General features: G+C 63.9%; 17 protein-coding genes. 9 read left to right on the top strand and 8 right to left on the bottom strand.

What is annotated here, in order from left to right; translation table 11 throughout:
• Positions 1-2: 2 nt before the first annotated feature.
• From L2I41_RS05145 to L2I41_RS05120, 6 genes are all read left to right on the top strand, one after another.
• On the top strand, positions 3-698 hold the full coding sequence (locus tag L2I41_RS05145) for a VIT1/CCC1 transporter family protein (protein ID WP_237152439.1): 696 nt from the start codon (positions 3-5) through the stop codon (positions 696-698).
• A gap of 277 nt (positions 699-975) precedes the next feature.
• Complete coding sequence (locus L2I41_RS05140; RefSeq protein ID WP_237152438.1) at positions 976-1,959, top strand: GAF domain-containing protein; 984 nt, start codon at positions 976-978, stop codon at positions 1,957-1,959.
• Positions 1,960-2,095: 136 nt separating this feature from the next.
• Positions 2,096-3,613, top strand: coding sequence for an aldehyde dehydrogenase (gene adh, locus L2I41_RS05135; RefSeq protein ID WP_237152437.1), 1,518 nt, complete (start codon positions 2,096-2,098; stop codon positions 3,611-3,613).
• A 317-nt stretch (positions 3,614-3,930) separates the two neighbouring features.
• The gene (locus tag L2I41_RS05130; RefSeq protein ID WP_237152436.1) at positions 3,931-5,424 is read left to right on the top strand and encodes an NAD(P)/FAD-dependent oxidoreductase; all 1,494 of its coding nucleotides are present in this window, start codon (positions 3,931-3,933) and stop codon (positions 5,422-5,424) included.
• Positions 5,417-6,724: an NAD(P)/FAD-dependent oxidoreductase gene (locus L2I41_RS05125; protein WP_237152435.1), complete on the top strand. Its 1,308-nt coding sequence runs from the start codon at positions 5,417-5,419 to the stop codon at positions 6,722-6,724. The genes L2I41_RS05130 and L2I41_RS05125 overlap by 8 nt, the downstream gene beginning before the upstream one ends.
• Positions 6,721-7,092: a DUF1667 domain-containing protein gene (locus L2I41_RS05120; RefSeq protein WP_237152434.1), complete on the top strand. Its 372-nt coding sequence runs from the start codon at positions 6,721-6,723 to the stop codon at positions 7,090-7,092. The genes L2I41_RS05125 and L2I41_RS05120 overlap by 4 nt, the downstream gene beginning before the upstream one ends.
• 28 nt (positions 7,093-7,120) lie before the next feature.
• Here the strand turns inward: L2I41_RS05120 and L2I41_RS05115 are convergent, their stop codons facing one another.
• A complete protein-coding gene (locus L2I41_RS05115) occupies positions 7,121-7,552 on the bottom strand; it encodes an AprI/Inh family metalloprotease inhibitor (protein WP_237152433.1) in 432 nt (143 codons plus the stop codon).
• Between the two features lie 378 nt (positions 7,553-7,930).
• Between L2I41_RS05115 and L2I41_RS21520 the strand changes: the two genes are divergently transcribed.
• Positions 7,931-9,970: a methyl-accepting chemotaxis protein gene (locus L2I41_RS21520; RefSeq protein WP_304610545.1), complete on the top strand. Its 2,040-nt coding sequence runs from the start codon at positions 7,931-7,933 to the stop codon at positions 9,968-9,970.
• A gap of 86 nt (positions 9,971-10,056) precedes the next feature.
• On the opposite strand, the gene L2I41_RS05100 is transcribed toward L2I41_RS21520, so the two are convergent.
• Entirely contained in the window at positions 10,057-10,968 is a 912-nt protein-coding gene (locus L2I41_RS05100) for a PhzF family phenazine biosynthesis protein (RefSeq protein WP_237152432.1), read from the bottom strand.
• Positions 10,969-11,166: 198 nt separating this feature from the next.
• Between L2I41_RS05100 and L2I41_RS05095 the strand changes: the two genes are divergently transcribed.
• On the top strand, positions 11,167-11,526 hold the full coding sequence (locus L2I41_RS05095) for a BA14K family protein (protein WP_237152431.1): 360 nt from the start codon (positions 11,167-11,169) through the stop codon (positions 11,524-11,526).
• A gap of 94 nt (positions 11,527-11,620) precedes the next feature.
• On the opposite strand, the gene L2I41_RS05090 is transcribed toward L2I41_RS05095, so the two are convergent.
• The 3 genes from L2I41_RS05090 to L2I41_RS05080 form a co-directional block, all read right to left on the bottom strand.
• Entirely contained in the window at positions 11,621-12,328 is a 708-nt protein-coding gene (locus tag L2I41_RS05090; RefSeq protein WP_237152430.1) for an NUDIX hydrolase, read from the bottom strand.
• A gap of 79 nt (positions 12,329-12,407) precedes the next feature.
• A complete protein-coding gene (locus L2I41_RS05085) occupies positions 12,408-13,679 on the bottom strand; it encodes an NAD(P)/FAD-dependent oxidoreductase (RefSeq protein ID WP_237152429.1) in 1,272 nt (423 codons plus the stop codon).
• A gap of 28 nt (positions 13,680-13,707) precedes the next feature.
• Entirely contained in the window at positions 13,708-13,989 is a 282-nt protein-coding gene (locus L2I41_RS05080; RefSeq protein WP_237152428.1) for a c-type cytochrome, read from the bottom strand.
• A 462-nt stretch (positions 13,990-14,451) separates the two neighbouring features.
• Here L2I41_RS05080 and L2I41_RS05075 point away from each other — a divergent pair, with 462 nt between their 5' ends.
• Positions 14,452-16,449, top strand: coding sequence for a hypothetical protein (locus tag L2I41_RS05075; RefSeq protein WP_237152427.1), 1,998 nt, complete (start codon positions 14,452-14,454; stop codon positions 16,447-16,449).
• Between the two features lie 105 nt (positions 16,450-16,554).
• On the opposite strand, the gene L2I41_RS05070 is transcribed toward L2I41_RS05075, so the two are convergent.
• The 3 genes from L2I41_RS05070 to L2I41_RS05060 all read right to left on the bottom strand — a co-directional run bounded on the left by L2I41_RS05070 (position 16,555) and on the right by L2I41_RS05060 (position 20,601).
• Positions 16,555-18,231 carry a methyl-accepting chemotaxis protein gene (locus L2I41_RS05070; protein WP_237152426.1) on the bottom strand — a complete coding sequence of 559 codons (1,677 nt, stop codon included), beginning with the start codon at positions 18,229-18,231 and terminating at the stop codon, positions 16,555-16,557.
• 643 nt (positions 18,232-18,874) lie between these two features.
• Positions 18,875-19,894, bottom strand: a complete 1,020-nt coding sequence (gene ilvC, locus L2I41_RS05065) for a ketol-acid reductoisomerase (protein ID WP_237152425.1) — start codon at positions 19,892-19,894, stop codon at positions 18,875-18,877.
• 65 nt (positions 19,895-19,959) lie between these two features.
• Positions 19,960-20,601 carry a TetR/AcrR family transcriptional regulator gene (locus L2I41_RS05060; RefSeq protein WP_237152424.1) on the bottom strand — a complete coding sequence of 214 codons (642 nt, stop codon included), beginning with the start codon at positions 20,599-20,601 and terminating at the stop codon, positions 19,960-19,962.
• Between the last annotated feature and the right edge of the window lie 86 nt (positions 20,602-20,687).

The following is a 20,687-nucleotide window of genomic DNA, read 5'->3' as shown; positions in this document are numbered from 1 at the left end:
CCATGCCGCGCGCTCATGGCGAAACGCATCTCGTAACCCGGATCGGCTGGCTGCGCGCTGCCGTGCTGGGGGCCAACGACGGCATTCTCTCGACCGCCAGCCTGATGATCGGCGTAGCCGCCGCGGCCCCCGACAAGGGCGCGGTCATGGTGGCCGGCATTGCCGGGCTCGTGGCCGGCGCCATGTCGATGGCGGCAGGAGAGTATGTCTACGTCAGCAGCCAGGCAGATACGGAAGCTGCAGACATGGCGCGGGAAGCGGCTGAACTCAAGGCAGATCCGCCCGGCGAGCTGGCAGAACTGGCGCAGATCTATCAAGACCGGGGCCTGTCGCCCGGACTGGCGCTGCAGGTGGCGCAGGAGATGATGGCCGGAGACGCTCTGACTGCCCACGCCCGCAACGAACTGGGCATCACCCCGTCCATGGCCGCGCGGCCAATCCAGGCCGGGCTGGTCTCGGCCGGCACGTTTGCCATCGGCGCAGCGCTGCCACTCATCGTGGCCGCCGTGATCCCGGCAACGGATCTGGTGATCGGCGTCGGGCTGGCAACCCTGCTGGCCCTGGTGGCACTCGGCGCCACAGGCGCGCGGATCGGCGGCGCTCCGATGGCGCGCGGTGCGCTTCGGGTGACCGTGTGGGGCGCGATCGCCATGCTGGCCACAGCCCTCGTCGGCTGGATCTTCGGGACAGTGGCCTGAGCTCCTGAGGCCGACCCACGCCGAAAGCGGCGGATCAGTGCCGCACGCAGGCCAAGCCGAGAGACGCCAGGGTTGCCGGCTTAGCCACTCAGGTCATTGTATCCGCCGATCCGCAGGTTTATGTAAGGGGTATGACGCACTGTCGCCACACCGCCGGGAGAGCGGCGGCGCAGGGCGCCAAAGCACATGGAGGACCGGCAGTCCGCTTGTCGCCGGCTCGGAGGACGCGGACAGCCAAACAGGCCAATCACGACCAACGCTTCTTGGGGAGGAAAGCGTGGACAAGTCAGATGGTCATCACGTCCAGCGCGTCATTGACGCCCTGCGCACCGGCGGCTCGGCCCGCTCTGCGCTGACCGCGTCCTGGCAACGCTCGTCCGCCCTGCACAAGCTCGACCCGGCAGCGCCGCGCGCGCCGGTCTGGCGGTTGACGGAAGAAGAGTTCAAGCAAGCCCGCCAGCGGATGGAACCGCTGATCGCCTGCGCCGAGACCGCCATGGACCGCCTGCATGCGGCCGTCGGAGGTGTCGGCTGCTGCGTACTGCTGGCCGATCGCAATGGCGTGCCGATCGAACGGCGCGGTGCAGCGGGCGACGACGCCACCTTCCGCGACTGGGGCCTCTGGGTCGGGACCCAATGGAGCGAGAGCGCCGAGGGGACCAACGGCATAGGCACGGCGCTGGCCGAACAGCGGCCGGTGACCATCCACCGCGACCAGCATTTCTTCAGCCGCAACGCGCTCCTGAGCTGCACCTCGTCGCCCATTCATGACGCCGATGGGCAACTGGCGGCGGTGATCGACGTTTCCTCCTGCCGCGCCGACCTGACGGAAGGCTTCCTGACGCTGATCGCCCAGTCGGTGACCGACGCGGCGCGCCGTATCGAATGCGACCTGTTCCGCCACGCCTTCCCCAAGGCGCGCGTGCTGCTGGCCCCCTCGCCCGAGGCGCGCGCCGATGCGCTGGTGGCCGTCGACAGCCACGACCTGATCGTCGGCGCCACCCGCGCCGCCCGGCAGCTGCTCGGCCTCACCGGCGCCGATCTCGACGGGCGCATTCCCGTCGGCGATCTGATCGCACAACAGCGGGAAGTGGAAGATCTGGCCGCCGGCGAGCGGGCCGTGGTGCAGCGGGCGCTGGCCCGCGCCAAGGGCAATGTTTCGCAAGCCGCTGAGCTGCTCGGCATCAGCCGCGCCACGCTGCACCGCAAGATCAACAAGCTCGGTCTGCACGGCCGGGCAGGCGCTACATCAATCGATTGAAATCGACATATGCAGTGTCGCAGATCTGCGACAGTGGGCACCGCAAAACCTGAGTGACGGACTAGAGTTCGGTTTTCACTTACGCAATCCTCCGGTCATCGCGATGAGGACGCGACACATCCGGGAGGACAACACCATGACTTACCAGAGCCCCATCAAGGCCACCGATCTGCCGTTCCGCACCAAGTATGGCAACTACATCAACGGCGACTGGCATGACGCCAAGAGCGGCAAGACCTTCGACAACATCTCGCCGATCAACGGCCAGAAGATTTGCGAAGTGGCCCGCTCGGAAGCCGCCGACATCGAATTCGCGCTCGACGCTGCCCATGCCGCCAAGGAGAAGTGGGGCAAGACCAACGTCGCCCAGCGCGCCTACATCCTGAACAAGATCGCCGACCGCATGGAAGAGAATCTCGCGGTTCTCGCCCTGGCCGAGACCTGGGACAACGGCAAGCCGATCCGTGAGACGACCGCCGCCGACCTGCCGCTGGCCATCGACCACTTCCGCTATTTCGCCGGCTGCGTCCGTGCCCAGGAAGGTACGCTGTCCGAGATCGACCACGACACCATCGCCTATCACTTCCATGAGCCGCTCGGCGTCGTCGGCCAGATCATTCCGTGGAACTTCCCGCTGCTGATGGCCGTGTGGAAGCTCGCCCCGGCGCTGGCCGCCGGCAACTGCATCGTGCTCAAGCCCGCCGAGCAGACCCCGGCCTCGATCCTGGTGCTGATGGACATCATCGGCGACCTCTTGCCGCCCGGCGTGCTCAACGTGGTCAACGGCTTCGGCCTCGAAGCGGGCAAGCCGCTCGCCTCCTCGCCGCGCATCGCCAAGATCGCCTTCACCGGCGAGACCTCGACCGGCCGGCTGATCATGCAGTATGCGTCTCAGAACCTGATCCCGGTGACGCTGGAACTCGGCGGCAAGTCGCCCAACATCTTCTTCTCGGACGTGCTGGCCGATGACGACGAGTTCTTCGACAAGGCGATCGAAGGCTTCGTGATGTTCGCCCTCAACCAGGGTGAAGTCTGCACCTGCCCGAGCCGCGCGCTGATCCAGGAGAACATCTACGACAAGTTCATGGACCGGGCTCTGGCCCGCGTGAAGGCGATCAAGCAGGGCAGCCCGCTCGATCCCTCCACCATGATCGGCGCCCAGGCCTCCGAAGAGCAGCTCAACAAGATCCTGAGCTACATCGACATCGGCCGCGGCGAAGGCGCCGAAGTGCTGACCGGCGGCTCGCGCGCCCATCTCGGCGGCGACCTCGAAGGCGGCTTCTACATCAACCCGACCGTCTTCCACGGCAACAACAAGATGCGCGTGTTCCAGGAAGAGATCTTCGGGCCGGTGGTGTCCGTTACCACCTTCAAGGACGAGGACGAGGCCCTGCACATCGCCAACGACACGCTCTACGGCCTCGGCGCCGGCGTGTGGAGCCGCGATGCCAACCGCCTCTACCGCTTCGGCCGCAACATCCAGGCCGGCCGCGTCTGGACCAACTGCTACCACGCCTACCCGGCCCACGCGGCCTTCGGTGGCTACAAGCAGTCCGGCATCGGCCGCGAGACCCACTCGATGATGCTCGACCACTATCAGCAGACCAAGAATCTCCTGGTCTCCTATAACCCGAAGAAGCTCGGCTTCTTCTGAGAACCTGACCGGAAATTCTGCTGGCGCGGGCGTCTGGCTCAGGTTTGCGCCGCACGCCAGCGAATTTCAAGGCAGGTTCCGATAACCCTGCTCCTCCCAACTTGCCGCCGGCTCCCCTCCGGCGGCATTTTCGTTTCCAAAGTTGAGCAAAGGCGTGAACTTCACCAGCCCATCGCCAAACCACCTCGGATTATACATTTCAGTTTCGTTTGCATTCGTATTCGAACCAAATAGACAAATTATCGCGCATCAACAGATATAGGGGCAGGACCGATCCGCGGGAGCGAACGCGGAGTCCAATAGGGACGGAACCGGCCATGGCCCAGAGCATTTCCCCTCGCACCTTGCCGGCTGAAGCCGATGTCGTCGTCATCGGCGGCGGCGTGGTCGGTGCGGCCATCCTGCGCGAGCTGACCAAATACCGCCTGTCGGCGGTGCTGATCGAAAAGGCGCCCGACGTGGCGACCGGCACCTCCAAGGCCAACAGCGGCATCCTGCACGCCGGCTTCGACGCAGAACCCGGCACCTGGAAGGCACGACTCAACGTGCGCGGCTCCAGGCTCTACAAGGATATCGCCGAAGGGCTCGGCATCGCGCGCCGCGAGATCGGCTCGCTGGTGGTGGCCAAGACCGACGAGCAGCTGCAGGAACTCGAGAGGCTTCTGGCCCGCGGCGCCATCAACGGCGTGCCCGGCCTCGAACTCTGGAGCGCCGACGAGACCATCGCCTTCGAGCCCGGCGTCGCCCGCGACGTCAAGGGCGCGCTCTGGGCGCCGAGCGCCGCCGTCGCCTGCCCCTTCCTCGCCACCACGGGCTTTGCCGACAACGCGGTGCGCAACGGCGGCAAGGTCGTCACCGAATGCGCCATCAACGGCTTCGTCACGGAGAACGGGACCCTGAAGGCGGTGGAGACCACCAAGGGCCGGATCGCCACACGCTTTGCCATCAACGCCGCCGGCGTGCATTCGGCCCAGGTGGCGCGCCTCGCCCAGGACGACAGCTTCTCGATCCGCCCGCGCAAGGGCGAATATGTGCTGCTCGACAAGTCGGTCGGCCATCTCGTCCGGACCGTGCTGTTCCCGACGCCGGACAAGGTGTCCAAGGGCATCCTGGTATCGCCGACGGTGCACGGCAACGTGTTCATCGGCCCCAACTCCTTCGCCGTCGACGATCCCGAGGATCACGAGACGACGCGCGACGGCCTCGCCGCCATCATCGCCGGCGCCCGCCAGATCGTGCCGGATGTGCCGGTGCAGGCGGCGATCACCGAGTTCTCCGGCCTGCGCGCCGATGGCGGCAAGGACTTCATCCTGGCCCCCTCCCCGGCTCTCGGCGGCCTGTTCCACGCCGCCGGCATCCAGTCGCCCGGTCTCACCGCCGCGCCGGCCATCGCCGAAGCCGTGGTGGAAATGCTGGCCGACGCCGGCCTCCGCCTGCAAGCCAACGCGAAGTTCATCCCGGAAAATCCCCGGCGGGCGCACTTCAGCGAGCTTGAACCCCATGAACAGGCGGCGCTGATCGCCGCCGATCCCCTGAATGGCCGCGTCATCTGCCGCTGCGAAACCGTGACGGAGGCGGAGATCGTTGCTGCGATCCATGCCCCCTGCGGAGCGCGAACGGTGGACGGGGTGAAGCGCCGGGTGCGCGCGGGTTCCGGACGCTGCCAGGGCGGCTTCTGTGGCCCGCGCGTCACCGCCATCCTGGCCCGCGAACTGGGCATTCCCATCACGGAGGTCCGCAAGGACTCAAGCGAGTCCTACCTGTTCTATCCGCGCGCGGAAACCATCGGCGAGGAGAGCGCTTATGTCTGAGCATGTCTACGACGTGGTGACCATCGGCGGCGGTCCGGCCGGCATGGCCGCGGCGCTGGCCGCCCGCAAGGCCGGCGCCGAGCGCGTGCTGATCATCGAGCGCGACCACGAGCTCGGCGGCATCCTGCAGCAGTGCATCCACAACGGCTTCGGCTTGCGCCGCTTCAAGACCGAGCTGACCGGTCCGGGTTACGCCCAGCGCTATGTGGACATGGTGGGCGAAACCGACATCGACATTTGGCTCGACACCACCGTGCTGGAAACAGCCGCCGGCGGCACGGTGCGCTGCGTCAGCCCCGACAAGGGCGTCTCGATCGTCAAGGCCAAGTCGGTCGTTCATTCCATGGGCTGCCGCGAACGCACGCGTGGCGCCATCCGCACCCCAGGCTCACGACCGGCTGGCGTGTTCACCGCCGGCGCGGCCCAGCGCATGGTCAACATGGAAGGCTATCTGCCCGGCCGCGAGGTGGTGATCGTCGGCTCCGGCGACATCGGCCTGATCATGGCGCGGCGCATGACGCTGGAAGGCGCCAAGGTGAAGGCGGTGTTCGAGATCATGCCCCACTCCAACGGGCTGACGCGCAACATCGTGCAATGCCTCGACGATTTCGGCATACCGCTCTATCTCAGCCATTCGGTGGTTTCCGTGCACGGCAACGACCGGGTGACCGGCATCACTGTCGCCAAGGTGGACGAGAAGCTGCAGCCGATCGCCGGGACGGAGTTCGACCTCGATTGCGACACGGTGTTGCTGTCGGTGGGGTTGATCCCCGAGAACGAACTTGGCCGCGGCGCCGGCGTCGCCATGGATCCGATCACCAGCGGCGCGTCGGTCGACCAGTTCCGTCGGACCTCGGTGCCCGGCTTCTTTGCCGCCGGCAATGTGCTGCACGTGCATGACCTCGTCGACTTCGTGAGCCAGGAGGCGGAAATCGCCGGCCGCGCCGCCGCGCTCAACGCGCTCGGCCTGCTGCCCGACGCCGGCACGCAAAAGCCGGTGCACGCCGGTCCCGGCCTGCGCACGGTGGTGCCGCAGCTGCTGTCGGCGCCCGAAGCCGGCAAGCTGACCGTCCGCTTCTATTTCCGCGGCAGCCAGCCGCTGGGACGCGCCGTGATCCAGCTCCGCGCCGACGGCGAGGTGGTGTGGGACCGCAAGCTGAAGGTGGTCAAGCCCAGCGAGATGATCGTCGCCGACATTCCGGTGTCGCTGCTCTATGGCGACGGGCAGCGTCTTGAATTTTCGATCGAACCCTTGCCGGAGAGCGCCGACGACGAGGCGCTCGAGGAGGAAGAGGCATGAGCCGCGTCACCCAACCCATCCAGTGCATCGGCTGCCCGATCGGCTGCGGCGGCGATGTCGTCCTCGAGGACGGCAAGGTCGTGGACATGCACGGCTTCAACTGCGACGTCGGCCAGGCCTATGCGGCGGAAGAAGTGATCGCCCCCAAACGCATGGTCACCACGACTGTGCGCCTGAAAGGCGGCGCGCTGGCGCTGCTGCCGGTGGTCTCCGCCAAGCCGATCCCCAAGGGACGCATCTTCGACTGCGTGAACGCCTTGAGAGCCGTCGAGGTGGCCGCCCCCATCAAGGCCGGCGACGTGATCCTGGCCGACGCCCTCGGTGTCGGGGTTGACATCGTGGCGGCGCGCAGCGTGGCGGCGGCCTGAAGCGGCCTTGGCCGGCACTACCGGCAGATCAATCCCCGGTGTCCCAGGTGCCGTCCCATGAAAAGCGGGACATGCCGCCGACGCGCGGATGGAGATGGTAGACGCCTGCGCGGGTTCGCTGGCGGAGCCAGAGCTCGGCCTGCGGGCCAATGAGCTGGATGTCGTCGTTTTCATAGAGCCGCCAGGCTGTCATGCCGGCGAGGAGCGGGAAAACGCGTTTGCAACGCGCAGGAATTTTCAGGGCATATCCGGGCGCTGCGGGCTCATCTGTCAGCGTGATGGCACATGGTGCCGCACGCGCCTTGCCGCTGATGACATAGACACCGGTATAGCCAGCCCGATCGCCATCGCGCAGATCTGCAAGACTCACAAGTCGATCCGGAGCAGCTTGGGCCGGAAGCTGCGCCAGCAAAATCACCGCAATGACAATTAATAAATGAAATCGAATATTATTCAGCATAGCAACCCCATCCTCCCTGGGAAGGTGCGCGCCACCTTTGGTTCAATTTACGGGATACTTTGCAACTAGACGAAAAGAATGGACAACAATAAATTACACATACAACTCTGGCAAAAATATTAGACAACATCCAAGCGCGCGACACGCAGAAGCAACGGAAAACAGAGACAATCCACGAAAGAAAATTATATACAGTTTTATTTATACTACAAATCACACTACAGTTAGATCAATGAAACAAAATCAATTCAACTATCTACGTTGAACTACTTATGTCAGAATTAAGCAATTATTATCCGAACCGACGTCTTATGGCAACAAAGTGGGGGATTTCTGGAACTGCGCATGGGCAGATTGCGCCGCGACTTGGAGAGATTGATGTTTAGCCTGTTTCGCTCGCGAAAGCCTGTTGACACTGAGCCGACGGTGATGGTGGACACCAAGGCGGCAGAACAGACACACATGAACACCGAGCCTCCCGTGCGATCATTGACAACGGACGACGGGCTGGCAGGCATCAAGGCAGACGACTTCCTCTTCAGCGGCAAAGCCGCCGCGCTGGTGCTGGCTTTCATATCGCCGCATGTGGACTTCGACGCCGTGGTTCGCAAGCTGAAGTCCATGATCGGCGGCGCTCGACTGGTTGCGTCCACTACGGCCGGCGAACTCTGTTCCAACGGCGCTTCCAAGCTCTATTGCGAGGCCAACGGCAGTTGGCGCAGCGTGGTGCTGCAGGTATTTTCGCCGGATCTGATCGATCGGGCCGAAGTGTTCAGCGTACCGCTTTTCAGCGAGGACCTGCACGCCGGCCGGCCCAGCATGGATCGCGACACACGCGTTCACAAGATCTCGCAGGCGCTGAACGCGGTGACCCCGTCCTTCCAGCTCGACAGCCGCACCGCCTTTGCGCTGACCTTTGTCGACGGCCTCTCCAACTCGGAGAGCTATTTCATGGAAGCCGTCTATGAGAACGGCCGCTTCCCCTGCCTGTTCGTCGGCGGCTCGGCCGGCGGCAAGCTGGACTTCAAGAAGACCTGCCTGTCCGATGGCAATCGCACGCTGGAAAACCATGCCATCGTCGTCTTCGTGCGCATGGCACCCGGCAACCGCTACGGCGTGATGAAGAGCCACAATTTCCGCAAGACGGGCCCAAGCTTCGTGGTCGTTGACGCCGACATCGACCGCCGCACGGTCAGCGCCGTGATGGATCCGAAAACCGGCAAGGTTGTCTCGCTGGTTCGGGCGCTTGCGGATGCATTGCGCGTCGAGCCGCGCAACCTCATGACAGCGCTCGGCAACAAGACCTTCGGCATCGAGATCAACAGCGAGGTCTTCGTCCGGTCGGTTTCCGGCATCGACGTCGATCGCGAGATCATCTCCTTCTATTGCGACGTGGGCTCGGGCGACGAACTGTCGCTGCTGGAGAGCACCGACTTCGTCGAGCAGACCAAGCGCGATGTCGCCAAGTTCCTGACCGGCAAACCCAAGCCGGCGGCCGTGCTGATGAATGACTGCATCCTGCGCCGCCTGTCCAATGGCTCGGCGCTCGGCAACACCGGCGGGATCTTCCCCGTGCAGGCAGCCGGCTTCTCGACCTTCGGCGAACTGTTCGGCATCAACATCAACCAGACGCTCTCGGCCATCGTGTTCTTCGCCGACGTGGAGAAGGACTACAAGGACGACTTCATCGACAACTTCCCGATCCACTACGCCCGCTTCGTCAACTATTTCACCGGCCGCCGCCTTAAGCGCGTCGAGATCCTCAACAAGCTGCGCTCGGGTGTCATCGAGCAGATCGCCGAACATCTGGGCGTCACCGCCAAGATCGAGAACGTGCTGGCGGAAGTGAGCGGTGTCGGCCAGGTGATGGACGGCATCCGTGGCGCCATGAGCCGCGGCCTGCGCCAGGAGGGAAATGGCGAAGTGTCCCATACGGACGAGCTGGCGGAGAGGTTCGGCAGTCTCAGCCAGTCACTGACCGCACTCCGGCAGGTGCTGGCGGTGATCGACAACATCACCGGCCAGACCAACCTGCTCGCGCTCAACGCAACCATCGAGGCCGCACGGGCCGGTGAAGCCGGTCGCGGCTTCGGCGTGGTGGCGGGCGAAGTCAAGAAGCTCGCCAACGACACCAAGGCCACGCTCGGCCAGACCCAGGCGGCGATCGGCTCCATCGAGGAGTCGCTGACGCACCTCGGCACCATCATCGAGGCGACCAAGGCGCAATTCTCCCGCGAGGGCGAGCGCTACAAGGATGTGGTGACCAAGGTGGAGGAGATCTTCGCCCAGTCCGGCAACATCGACCGCTCCATGAACGGCCTGTCGGCGATCGTCTCCATGCACCGCGACGGCCTCAGCCAGGTGAACGACCGCATCGAGTTCCTGCGGCGTCTGGACAGCGAACGCAACGCCGCCTGAGCCATCGGGCGACAGCCACAAACATCAAAGGCCGTCTGGAGCACTCCAGACGGCCTTTTCATTTTGGCGCAAACGGGAAAAGTCCGTCAGACGTAGAGCTCGCCGCGGGCGATGATCTTGGCGTTGCCGCCCAGGCGCCCACCGGTGAGCTTGCCCTTTTCAAGGATGATCTCAAGTTCGATCAGGCTGGGACGGCCCATCTCGTAGCCCTGCTCGATCACGATCTTCCGCTCGCCATCGGACGGGCGATCGAAGCGCTTGATGACGCCGGCGAAGGCTGCGGCGGCCGAACCGGTGGCCGGGTCCTCACCGAGGCCGAGGTCGGGGGCGAACATGCGAGCGTGGAAATCATGGCCCTTGTTCACGCATTCGCGGGTATAGGCGAAGATGTTGGTGCTCGGCTCGCCGAAGGCACCGGACCAGACCGACATGTCGCGGCGGATACGGCGCATGGCATCAAGGCCGGACAGCGGCACGAAGACGAAGGTCGGTCCACCCGCGTTGAACACGGACGGGGCGTGGTTCTCAAAGCCGATGTCGCCGCGATTGAGGCCGAGGGCGGAAGCCGCAAGGCCGACATCGCCGTGGAAGGCCTGCTCTTCCGGCAGTCGGGGCAGATCGAACACGGCCTTGCCCGAGCCATCCGGCTTGACCACGGCGCCGCAGCGCACGGTGCCGACCTGCTCTTCCAGCACCACCATGGCGTCGGTGTCGCGCTCGACGCCCTTGAGGCGTTCATGCGCCAGAAGCACGGCCGTGCCGACCGTGGGATGGCCGGCGAAGGGCAGTTCCTTGTTCAGCGTGAAGATGCGGATCTTGGCGGACGTGCCGGGGCGCGAAGGCGCTTCGACGAACACGGTCTCCGACAGGTTGAACTCGCGCGTGATGGTCTGCATGGCCTCGGTATCGAGCCCCTCGCAATCCAGCACCACGGCGAGCGGATTGCCGCTCAGAGCATGCGAAGTGAAGACGTCCAGAACTGCATACCGACGAGCCACAAGCCCCTCCCATCAAACGCATAACACGGGGTGCCGACACCATAGTTGCACGTGTCCGAATAGTCCACGTACGAAATATCCTGAATTTTTCCTTAATCCGCCCTGCTTGCGGACAAATTCATCCCGTAAGCCGATTGCAGATCGCCGCGAACGACACATCACGGCGCCGGAACAACATATTTCAGGAGAGGACATATCATGTTCAAGGGCACCATTTCCGCCGTCGTGATTGCCACGTCGCTCGCCGCTCTGCCGGCGCCCGCCTTCGCCTCCCACAACCACCGCGACGCCTTCGTGGCTGGCGCCATCGGCATCGTTGGCGGCGCCCTGCTGGCCGGCGCGCTGATGCAGCCCTCTCAGCCCGAGCCTATGTATGTGCAGCCCGCCCCGCCGCCGCCGGTCTACATGCGCCCCGCTCCGGTCTACATGCAGCAGGCCGGCATGGACCCGCACGTCGCCTGGTGCTCGTCGCACTACCGCTCCTACAACTCCTATGACAACACCTGGGTCGACATGTACGGCCGCCTGCGCGTCTGCCAGTCGCCCTTCGACCAGTGATCCGACATTTCCCAAGGGCGCACTTCCCCCAGGCCGCGCTCTTCCCTGACCCCTGAACTTGGCCCGCTCCGACCCTCCGGAAGCGGGCCTTTCTTTATCCGAGAAGATATTCGGCGATGGACCGCGCATAGGGCATGATGGCCGGATTGGCGGCATCGGCAGCCGTGCGAATGGCGATGACCCGCTCAAGTTCGCGATGAGCCTGACCATCGAGGTTGCCGGCAATCACCTCCACCAGCTCGTCGGCCGGCGCGTCGAAGCGATAGACGCGACCGATCGAGATACGCGGGCCGTCGAAGGCCACGAGCATGGCTTCAAAGCGGCCGTCCGCCACCTTGAGGCCGGTCTCCTCATCAAGCTCGCGCTCGATGGACGCGATGACGTCGATGACATTGCCGTCGCGCACGTCGCTTGGCTCCAGGCTTCCCCCGGGCGGATAGATCTTGCCCGCATTGGCCGTGGTGCGATCCATCACGCCATAGATGAGCGCCCCGTCCCCGGAAAGCACGAGGGCGGAGCCGAACAGGTTGCGGATGCCGATCTCGGGAAATCCCCAGTCGCGCCAGGCTAGAAAGCTCGCGAAATCCCCTTCGACGGCCGTGCCGGTGAGGCGACCATTCTCGAGCGCGACGCCGCCGGGATAGCCCGGCGCGATCGAGCCCAGCACGCGACCGTTCCACATGTGCGGATTGAGCGCGAGCTGTGCCTGCCAATGATCATCGACCTTGCGCCTCAACTCGGCGGGCAACGGCCACTCGCCGGGAATGAAGCGCAGGTCGATATCGGCGATGGAATGGATCATGGGGGCGATTCTCCGGGAGACGATCCCGTGATAGCCCGCCCCCATGGCGAGCTGAAGACAAATCTGGCAGCAGGACCGATCAGGCGAAGGTGTCCGCCATCATCGCCTTGAACCACTTGGTGGCGTCAGACGCTTCCTTGCGCCGGTAGCTCGTCGACGCGCCGACCGGGCTCATGCCCGTCCCCGCGCCAGCCTCGCGCACGGCGATCTTGCCGGTGGCAGCGTCCACACCGAAGACCGAGGCGATGCCGATACCGTAATCGGGGGCCAGACGGCTGTAGCAGGTGTTGATGATCACCGGATCGGTCACAGACTTGCCCGTCAGGAGGTTGCCGATGGCTTCCGCTGCCGCCTTGGCTCCACCGCTGGCCGAGGTGCCAGACTTGGGCAGCCCGCTCGCCGCCGCGTCGCCGATCACATGCACGCCCGGCACCAGCTTGGATTCGAAGGAATGAACGTCCACCGGGCACCAGCCCGTGGCGTCGACCAGCCCGGCCGAAACCGCAAGCGCGCTGGCCTTCTGCGGCGGAATGACGTTGAGCACGCCGCCCTTGTAGGTGGCGTCGGCCGTCGTCGCAGACCGGTTGGCCGCATCGACCGCCGTGACATTGCCGACGATGCGACTGACCATGCCGGGATAGAGCTTGGCCCAGCCCTCTTCGAACAACGGCTGTTTTGGGAAGGTGGCGTTGGCGTCGAGGATCAGCACCTTGGCGGTGGGATTGTTCTTCTTGAGATACCAGGCCACCAGGCTGGCCCGCTCATAAGGTGCCGGCGGGCAGCGATAGGGCATCGGCGGCACGGTGATGATGAAGGTACCGCCCTTGGGCAGTGCCTTGAGCTGCGCGGCCAGCTTGGTGGTCTCGGGACCGGCATGCCAGGCCGACGGCAGCAGTGCCTCGGTGCTCTGGTTCCAGCCCTCGATGGCATCATAGCGGAACTCGATGCCGGTGGAGAGCACCAACCGGTCGTAGGGCAGAATGGCGCCCGAGGCGAGGCGGACGGTCTTGTTCACCGCATCGATGGACTGGGCCGGCGACAGTGCCTGCGTGACGCCGTAGAGCGACTTCAGCTTGGTATAGGTGAACGACAGCTTCTGCAGGGTGGAAATGCCCACCAGCGCCTCGTTGGAACCGACACAGCTAATGAAGGTGGTTTTGGGCTCCACCAAGGTGATCTTGGCCGAAGCGGACGCCTTGCGCATGTACTTGGCGAAGGTGGCGCCGCCAAAGCCACCACCGATCACCACCACGCGCGGCGCGGTGGCGGCGGACGCCTTGATATTGAATAGCGGCAAGAGCAGCGACGCGCCGGCAAGGGCGGCGAACTGACGGCGATTGAAATCGGTCATGGTCTTGGTCCTCGTTGAGGCGTTGCGATCACTTCTTGAGCGTGGCGATATAGGCACCCATGGCCTTGATCTCGGCATCGGAGAAGCCCTTGGCGATGACCGCCATCAGCCGCCCCTCCCCGGGCTCACGCTTCATTTCGCTCATCTCCTCGACGAGTTCCTTCTGGCTCATGCCAACAAGGCTCTCGTGACCGCCGGGGCCGTGGCAGATGAAACAGGTGTTGGCCATGGCCTTGGCGCTCGGGCCGGCAAAGGCCGTCGTGGGCGCAAGGGCCACAAGGCCGGCGAGCAAGACATTGATCGGTCGCATGCGCGTCCCTCCGTTGCTTTCAGTATATTCGCAAAAGCTGAAATACAAAGGAGATAACGTGGACGTGGTTTCCTTATTCCATCCGGCATCCAAAATGAGTGTTTGTACTTAAGAGATCATTCCTAGGAGGCCTTGGCCACAAGATCGTGCAGGCGGCCCCCCCTCGCCCATGCGTTTCTTGTTGCACGATCAAGGCGATAAGCTGCAGTCTCGACGCCATGCAGCCGCCCCTGGACCACAAGGCCGAAGCGAGGCGCAGAGGGCTGCCTCGCGCTCGGGCCGTCACAATCCACAGGCTGTGCATGCCTGCTGCCAGCGAAAGCGATTGTCGCAATACACTGGTAGAAGTTACAAGAAGCAGTGAGAAACAGGCTGGAGATTCCGTCTTTGCGCTTTCTGATTTTTGTAGCTTGGCTACTCGCGACACTCCTCACACCGGCCCTGGCCGCGACGCCCCCGGCCGTGACCGAGGGTTCCTACCGTTTCACCGGGCGCGATGAACCCGACGTCCTCAAGACCGCCAAGGTCGACTTGTGGGCCCAGGTGTACCGTCCGACCAACCTTGGCAAGGCCGCCCACCCGCTTCTCATCTTGCTGCACGGCAACCATGGCACGTGCGGCCGCATGGACCCGAACCTCGGCATCCGCGTCGATGACAATGCCGAGTACACGATCGACGGCACCTGTCCCGACGGCTACACGGTGACGCCCAACCATCTGGGATACGCCTATCTCGCTCGCGCACTCGCCGCGGAAGGATATGTGGTCGTCTCCATCAACGCCAACCGCGGCATCACCGCCGGTGAGGGCGACCAGAACGATTCCGGCCTCAACCTGGCACGCGGTCGACTGATCCTGCGCCATCTTGCCCTGCTGTCGGACTGGAACCGCGGCATCGGCACCATTGCCGTTCCCAAGTCGCTCGGCTTCAATCCGAAGGGCATGCTGGACTTCGCTCAGGTCGGCCTGTTCGGTCACAGCCGCGGCGGCGAAGGCACCCGCGCGGCTCTCGCCCAATGGCGCGATCCCGGCAGCGTCTTCCCTGCGAAGATCGGCAAGATGACGATCCGCTCGATCTTCGAGATCGGCCCCGTCGATGGCCAGACATCGCGCGTGCTCGACTCCTATGGGGTCGCCAGCATGATCCTGCTGCCGAGCTGCGACGGTGACGTCTCGACGCTCGAAGGCGTCAACGTGTTCGACCGCGCCTTCACCTTCAAGGGCGACAAGCAGCACGCCATACATGGCACATTCGAAGTGTGGGGCGCCGATCACAACGCCTACAACACCGAATGGCTCGAAGCCGACAGTGCCTCCTGCTCGGGAACGCCGGTGCTGTTCCCGCAGGCAGGCCGCTCGAAGGCGCAGCAACAGACCGCGCTCGTCCCGGTTCTGAACTTCTTCAAGGCGACCGTCGGCCCCCACGCAAATCCGGCGGACGCAAACCTGTTCGACCCGTCCTATGACCTGCCCGCAACCATCACCAAGGTCACTCATGTGCAGCGCGGCTATCTGCCGGCCGCCCCTGGCGATACGGTCAAGCTGCTGGAGACCTTCTCCAAGGAAGGCGAGACAAGCGACGCAGGCCTCCCCTATGGAGCGGTTGGCCTCACGGTCACAAACGGGCCGGACCTCGACCATCCGACCAACCCGCGCATTGCGCATGTGACATGGTCTGGTGGCCTGTCGGATCGCCATTTCGATGTCAAGCTGGTGCGCAAGGGCGCCGTTGACCTCTCCCACTTTGCCACCTTGTCACTGCGCACCGCCATCGGCTGCACAAAGTCTACCTGCGACCAGGCCATGGACCCCAGCGGCGAGATGGAGTTCAAGGTCCGTCTGATCGGCAAGGACGGCAAGCTGTCGGCTCCCGTGTCGACCAAGGGCCGTATCGCCCTGACCCGGCCGGTGGGCACCGAGTTCGGCCTGCACCGTGAACTGGCAACGGTCTCCTTCGACCTCGCCTCCTTCCACCTGCCGCTCAACTCCGTGACCGGATTGCGCTTCGTCTTCGACAGCCGCCCCGAGGGCGATGTCGATATCGGCACCATCGCGGTGACCACCAAGCCGGTGAAGAAGCAAGGACCGGTCGCGGCCTCGGCTCTGGCGCTTGCGGGCTCGGAAAATGCACCGGCTGCGGTCGCCCGCCAGCAGACGATCGGCGCCGAAGCCGGCAACACGCTGCGCTTCCTGCCCGCCGAGGCATCAGCTGCGCGCCGGGCGCCCGAGACAGTTCGCATCGAGCTGACCTCGCAGCGCCGCTTCCCCTTCACGGACTCGCTGCCTGAACTCTCGATCGGCGACCTTGCGATCCGCAACGTTGCCGTCGTGGGTGATGGGCGCCGGGCGATCGCCCAACTTACGGCAGACCAGGCCAAAGCCCTGGTCACCGGCAGTGCGGTCTCCCTGCAGGTGGGGTCTGCCCCACTCTGGCGGTTCGGCACACTGCCGGCGCACTGACGGGATAAGGTAGAGATACCGCCGACGACGAGGCGGTCAAAAGCAAAGGGCGCCGCGGATTGACCCGCGGCGCCCTTTTGATTGGGTCCAGGACTTGGCGAACCGTCAGGCGGCGCGCACGTGCTGCACGAAGGCGGCCATCTTGTCGCTGAGCATGCGCGAGTTGCGGTCGAGGTCCTTGGCCGCGGACAGCAGTTCCTTCGAGGTATGCCCCCCCTTCTCCGCCGTGGCGCGAACGCCGACGATGGTGCTGGCAACCTCGGCGGCACCCACAGCCGCTTCGCTGATGTTGCGGGCGATCTCGATGGTGGCGGAGTTCTGCTGCGTGGTGGCATCGGCCACACGCGAGGTGATGGACTCAAGATCCTTGATGCGCTTGGAGATGTCCGCGATCTTCTCGACCGACTGCTGGGTCGCCGACTGGATCGTGCCCATCTGCGCTTCGATATCCTGCGTCGCCTTGGCGGTCTGGCTGGCCAGCGCCTTGACTTCGGAGGCCACGACCGCGAAGCCGCGACCGGCCTCACCCGCACGCGCCGCCTCGATGGTGGCGTTGAGGGCAAGCAGGTTGGTCTGCTCGGCGATCGCCTGGATCATGGCGACAATGCTGCCCACCTTGGCAGCGCTGTCGGCCAGCGAGCGGACGTCCTGGTCGGTGCGCTGGGCCTGATCGACAGCGGCGCCGATCAGCGTTGCGGCTTCGTCGATGCGGCGGCCGATTTCGGAGATGGACGCCGACAGTTCTTCCGACGCGCCGGCCACCGCCTGCACGTTGGCCGAGGTCTGCTCGGAGGCAGACGCCACGGTGATCGAGCGCGAGGACGTCTCGTTGGCATCCGACGCCATGGTCTCGGCGGCCTTGAGAGTGGTGTTGGCTGCTGAGGTGACCGCCCCGATGATCTGCCCCATCTCGGCCTCGAAACGGTGGGCCAGGTCAGCCATCATGGCCTTCTGCTCGGCCTTGCGGTCGGCTTCAGTCTTGGCCTGCGCATCACGCAGATCCTGGGTTTCCTGCAGACTGTCGCGGAAGCCGGTGGCGACGGTCCAGAGGTGACCAATCTCATCCGACCGCGGCTTGGCGTGCTGGAAGGAGACGCCGAGATCGCCACGCGACAGGGCAGCGAACACGTTGGCGACCTGATGCAGCGGCCGCGAGATCATGGCCGTACCGATCCAGGTACCGATCACGACGCCGGCGACGATACCGGCAACAGCCAGCGAAACGAGAATGGTGAAACCTTCGCTGAAGTAGGACTTGATGTCCGCCTGCACCTTGACGAGGTCAGCCTGATCAAGCGTGACGAGGTCATCCAAGTCGGCCTGCAGCTGCTTGCGATTGGCGCGATTGGCGTCGTTGTTGCCCTTCTCGTTGGCCGCAGCCGGCGAGACGTTGGCGCCGAGATCGGCCAGTTCGGTGCGGAAGGCGATGAACTCCTTGGCCTTGGACACGACCGCATCGAAGGCCGACTTGCGATCGGCCGGAACGGTGCTGGACCAGGAGGTCAGGAGGTCGTCCATTTCCTTGAGGTTCTTGCGAATGCCTTCGGCGAAGGGCTTGGCCTTCTCCGTGTCGGCAGCGGCATAGATACCGCGCGAGTCCATGACCACCGCCGTGATCAGCCGGTTGAGGTGCTCGCCGTTGAAAGCGCGCTGGGAAGCAAGATCAAAGGCGGCGACCTGCTGGTTGTAGCCACGCATGGTCTGGATACCCGTCAGGGCAATCGCAATCGTAATCAGGCTGAGAACCGCGACGATTGCATAAATCTTGAACTGGATCTTCATCTTACCCTCAATCGGTCACGATTTGACCGTGAAAACGATTTTAGGAAAAGCTTTCTCATGCCAAAATTAAAAAGTAATAAATACGACAACTAAACAAAATACAACCAAGATTTACTGAGGACAACTAGGCGGATTATATTCTAAAAATATTTCGTGCATCGTCATTTTTTACGAGTCAATTTAGAGATATTATTCAAATCAAATAGGGATATGTGCGGAGCATAGAAAGTAATACACACAGACAATCTCAGGCAAGCATATGTAGTTTACATTTAATTTCTTATATATATAGACTTTGATACTAAAATCCGCATGAGAATTGTAGAAAAAGAAAGAAAGCCGGAGCGACGGCGTCGCCCCGGCTTCGCAAACTTGAAAAACGCGCATTTCTTTTATTTTGGCCGGTTGAGAGAAAAAAATACTCTCGTTTTACGCGACGCAAGCTTTCAGCGACGGACTTCGTCTTCGCTCGGCGGCGATCCCCGCGACCGGGCGGCGAGAGCCGTCCGGCGCAAGGAAAGAACACTGGATCGCCGAAGCGATCAGTTGCGGTCCTTGTTCACCAGCTTGTTCCTGGCGATCCCCGCGACCGGGCGGCGAGAGCCGTCCGGCGCAAGGAAAGAACACTGGATCGCCGAAGCGATCAGTTGCGGTCCTTGTTCACCAGCTTGTTCTTGGCGATCCAAGGCATCATGGCGCGCAGCTTGGCGCCGACGTCTTCGATCTGGTGGCTGTCGTTGAGGCGGCGGATACCCTTGAAGCGGGCGGCGCCGGCCTTGTATTCCTGCATCCAGTCGGAGGTGAACTTGCCGGTCTGAATGTCGGTCAGCACCTTCTTCATCTCGGCCTTGGTCTCGGACGTGATGATGCGCGGGCCGGTGACATACTCGCCCCACTCGGCAGTGTTGGAGATCGAGTAGTTCATGTTGGCAATGCCGCCCTCGTAGATGAGGTCGACGATCAGCTTCACTTCATGCAGGCACTCGAAATAGGCCATTTCCGGAGCGTAGCCCGCCTCGACCAGCGTCTCGAAGCCGGCGCGGATCAGCTCGACCAGACCGCCGCAGAGGACGACCTGCTCGCCGAACAGGTCGGTCTCGCATTCTTCCTTGAACGAGGTCTCGATGATGCCCGAACGGCCGCCACCAACGCCCGAGGCGTAGGAGAGCGCCAGATCGAGGGCATTGCCGGAAGCATCGTGATGCACGGCAACGAGGCAGGGCACGCCGCCGCCCTTCTCATATTCGCCACGAACGGTGTGGCCGGGGCCCTTGGGGGCGATCATGACGACGTCGACGGTCGACTTCGGCTCGATCAGGGCGAAGTGGACGTTGAGGCCGTGGGCGAAGGCAATGGCAGCGCCGTCACGGATGTTCGGGGCGATGTCCTTGTTGTAGATCTCGGCCTGCAGCTCGTCGGGCGTGGCCATCATCATGAAGTCGGCCCAGGCGGCAGCCTCGGCAACGCTCATGACCTTGAGGCCGTCGGCCTCGACCTTCTTGGCGGTGGTGGAACCCGGACGCAGGGCGACGACGATGTCCTTGACGCCGGAGTCGCGCAGGTTGAGCGTGTGGGCGCGGCCCTGCGAGCCGTAGCCGATGATGGCAACCTTCTTGCCCTTGATCAGGTTGAGATCAGCGTCGCGATCGTAATAAACGCGCATTTCGTCTTCCTTTCCTCGCCGTTGCCGGCCGTTACCGTCGACCGGTTCCTCCCGGCCCATGGGGTTCAATCCTTCAGAAGCTTCCGCCCGTAGAGGCGGAAGAACTGGTCCACCGCGAGCTCGGCACGCGCCGAGAGCTCGTGTTCGTTGTCCGGCGCATCGCCGAGCAGATAGCGCAAATGCGCGTCGCGTACCACCAGGCCATAGAGCGTTTCGAAGGCCTGGCGCGTGTCTGAGAAAGCCAGATAGCCGTGCCGGCGCCCAAGCTCAAGCAGGGCGCGTGCGCGCTGCTCGATCGGCTGGCGGCCCTGCTCGATCAGAAGATGTCCGAGGCCGGTGTTTCCGGGGCCGGCCTGGCCGATGGCGAGCCGGTTGAGCGCCAGCGACACCTCGCCACCCAGCACCGTCAGAAGGTCGACGGCGAAGGTGCGCAGATTGTGGGTGAAATCCTCAAGGCTCGGCGCGCCATGGCGCGGCGCGGGCGTACGGACCTTCGACGACTGGAAGGCAATCATCGCCGCCAGCATGCCGTCGCGGTCACCAAACCACTTGTAGAGACTTTCCTTGGAGCAGTTGGCCGCCCGGGCGATTCCGGCCGTGGTCAGCGCCTTTTCGCCGCCCGCCACAAGCAGCTTCAGCGCGCATTCCAGAACGGCATTCTGGCGCGGCGAGAAGGTCTCGGTCTCAAGCGGGGCAACGGCAGTCATCGGGGCACCAAGGCATGTACCGTACGGTACGGTTCGTGCCGTGGTGATAGCGCGGGGCAGACGGGCTGTCAAGCGGAGCCCCCGCG

The sequence above is a fragment of the Oryzibacter oryziterrae genome, from assembly GCF_021864535.1.
GTDB lineage: Bacteria > Pseudomonadota > Alphaproteobacteria > Rhizobiales > Pleomorphomonadaceae > Pleomorphomonas > Pleomorphomonas oryziterrae.
Note: the sequence above shows the minus strand (reverse complement) of the source record. Positions and strands in the feature narration are given on the sequence as shown.

What these genes read in the sequence shown, in the direction of transcription:
- L2I41_RS05145 (WP_237152439.1), top strand. Translation starts at nt 3, where the DNA reads ATGCCGCGCGCTCATGGCGAAACGCATCTCGTAACCCGGATCGGCTGG.
- adh (WP_237152437.1), top strand. Translation starts at nt 2,096, where the DNA reads ATGACTTACCAGAGCCCCATCAAGGCCACCGATCTGCCGTTCCGCACC.
- L2I41_RS05130 (WP_237152436.1), top strand. Translation starts at nt 3,931, where the DNA reads ATGGCCCAGAGCATTTCCCCTCGCACCTTGCCGGCTGAAGCCGATGTC.
- L2I41_RS05125 (WP_237152435.1), top strand. Translation starts at nt 5,417, where the DNA reads ATGTCTGAGCATGTCTACGACGTGGTGACCATCGGCGGCGGTCCGGCC.
- L2I41_RS05120 (WP_237152434.1), top strand. Translation starts at nt 6,721, where the DNA reads ATGAGCCGCGTCACCCAACCCATCCAGTGCATCGGCTGCCCGATCGGC.
- L2I41_RS05115 (WP_237152433.1), bottom strand. Translation starts at nt 7,552, where the DNA reads ATGCTGAATAATATTCGATTTCATTTATTAATTGTCATTGCGGTGATT.
- L2I41_RS21520 (WP_304610545.1), top strand. Translation starts at nt 7,931, where the DNA reads ATGTTTAGCCTGTTTCGCTCGCGAAAGCCTGTTGACACTGAGCCGACG.
- L2I41_RS05095 (WP_237152431.1), top strand. Translation starts at nt 11,167, where the DNA reads ATGTTCAAGGGCACCATTTCCGCCGTCGTGATTGCCACGTCGCTCGCC.
- L2I41_RS05090 (WP_237152430.1), bottom strand. Translation starts at nt 12,328, where the DNA reads ATGATCCATTCCATCGCCGATATCGACCTGCGCTTCATTCCCGGCGAG.
- L2I41_RS05085 (WP_237152429.1), bottom strand. Translation starts at nt 13,679, where the DNA reads ATGACCGATTTCAATCGCCGTCAGTTCGCCGCCCTTGCCGGCGCGTCG.
- L2I41_RS05080 (WP_237152428.1), bottom strand. Translation starts at nt 13,989, where the DNA reads ATGCGACCGATCAATGTCTTGCTCGCCGGCCTTGTGGCCCTTGCGCCC.
- L2I41_RS05070 (WP_237152426.1), bottom strand. Translation starts at nt 18,231, where the DNA reads ATGAAGATCCAGTTCAAGATTTATGCAATCGTCGCGGTTCTCAGCCTG.
- ilvC (WP_237152425.1), bottom strand. Translation starts at nt 19,894, where the DNA reads ATGCGCGTTTATTACGATCGCGACGCTGATCTCAACCTGATCAAGGGC.
- L2I41_RS05060 (WP_237152424.1), bottom strand. Translation starts at nt 20,601, where the DNA reads ATGACTGCCGTTGCCCCGCTTGAGACCGAGACCTTCTCGCCGCGCCAG.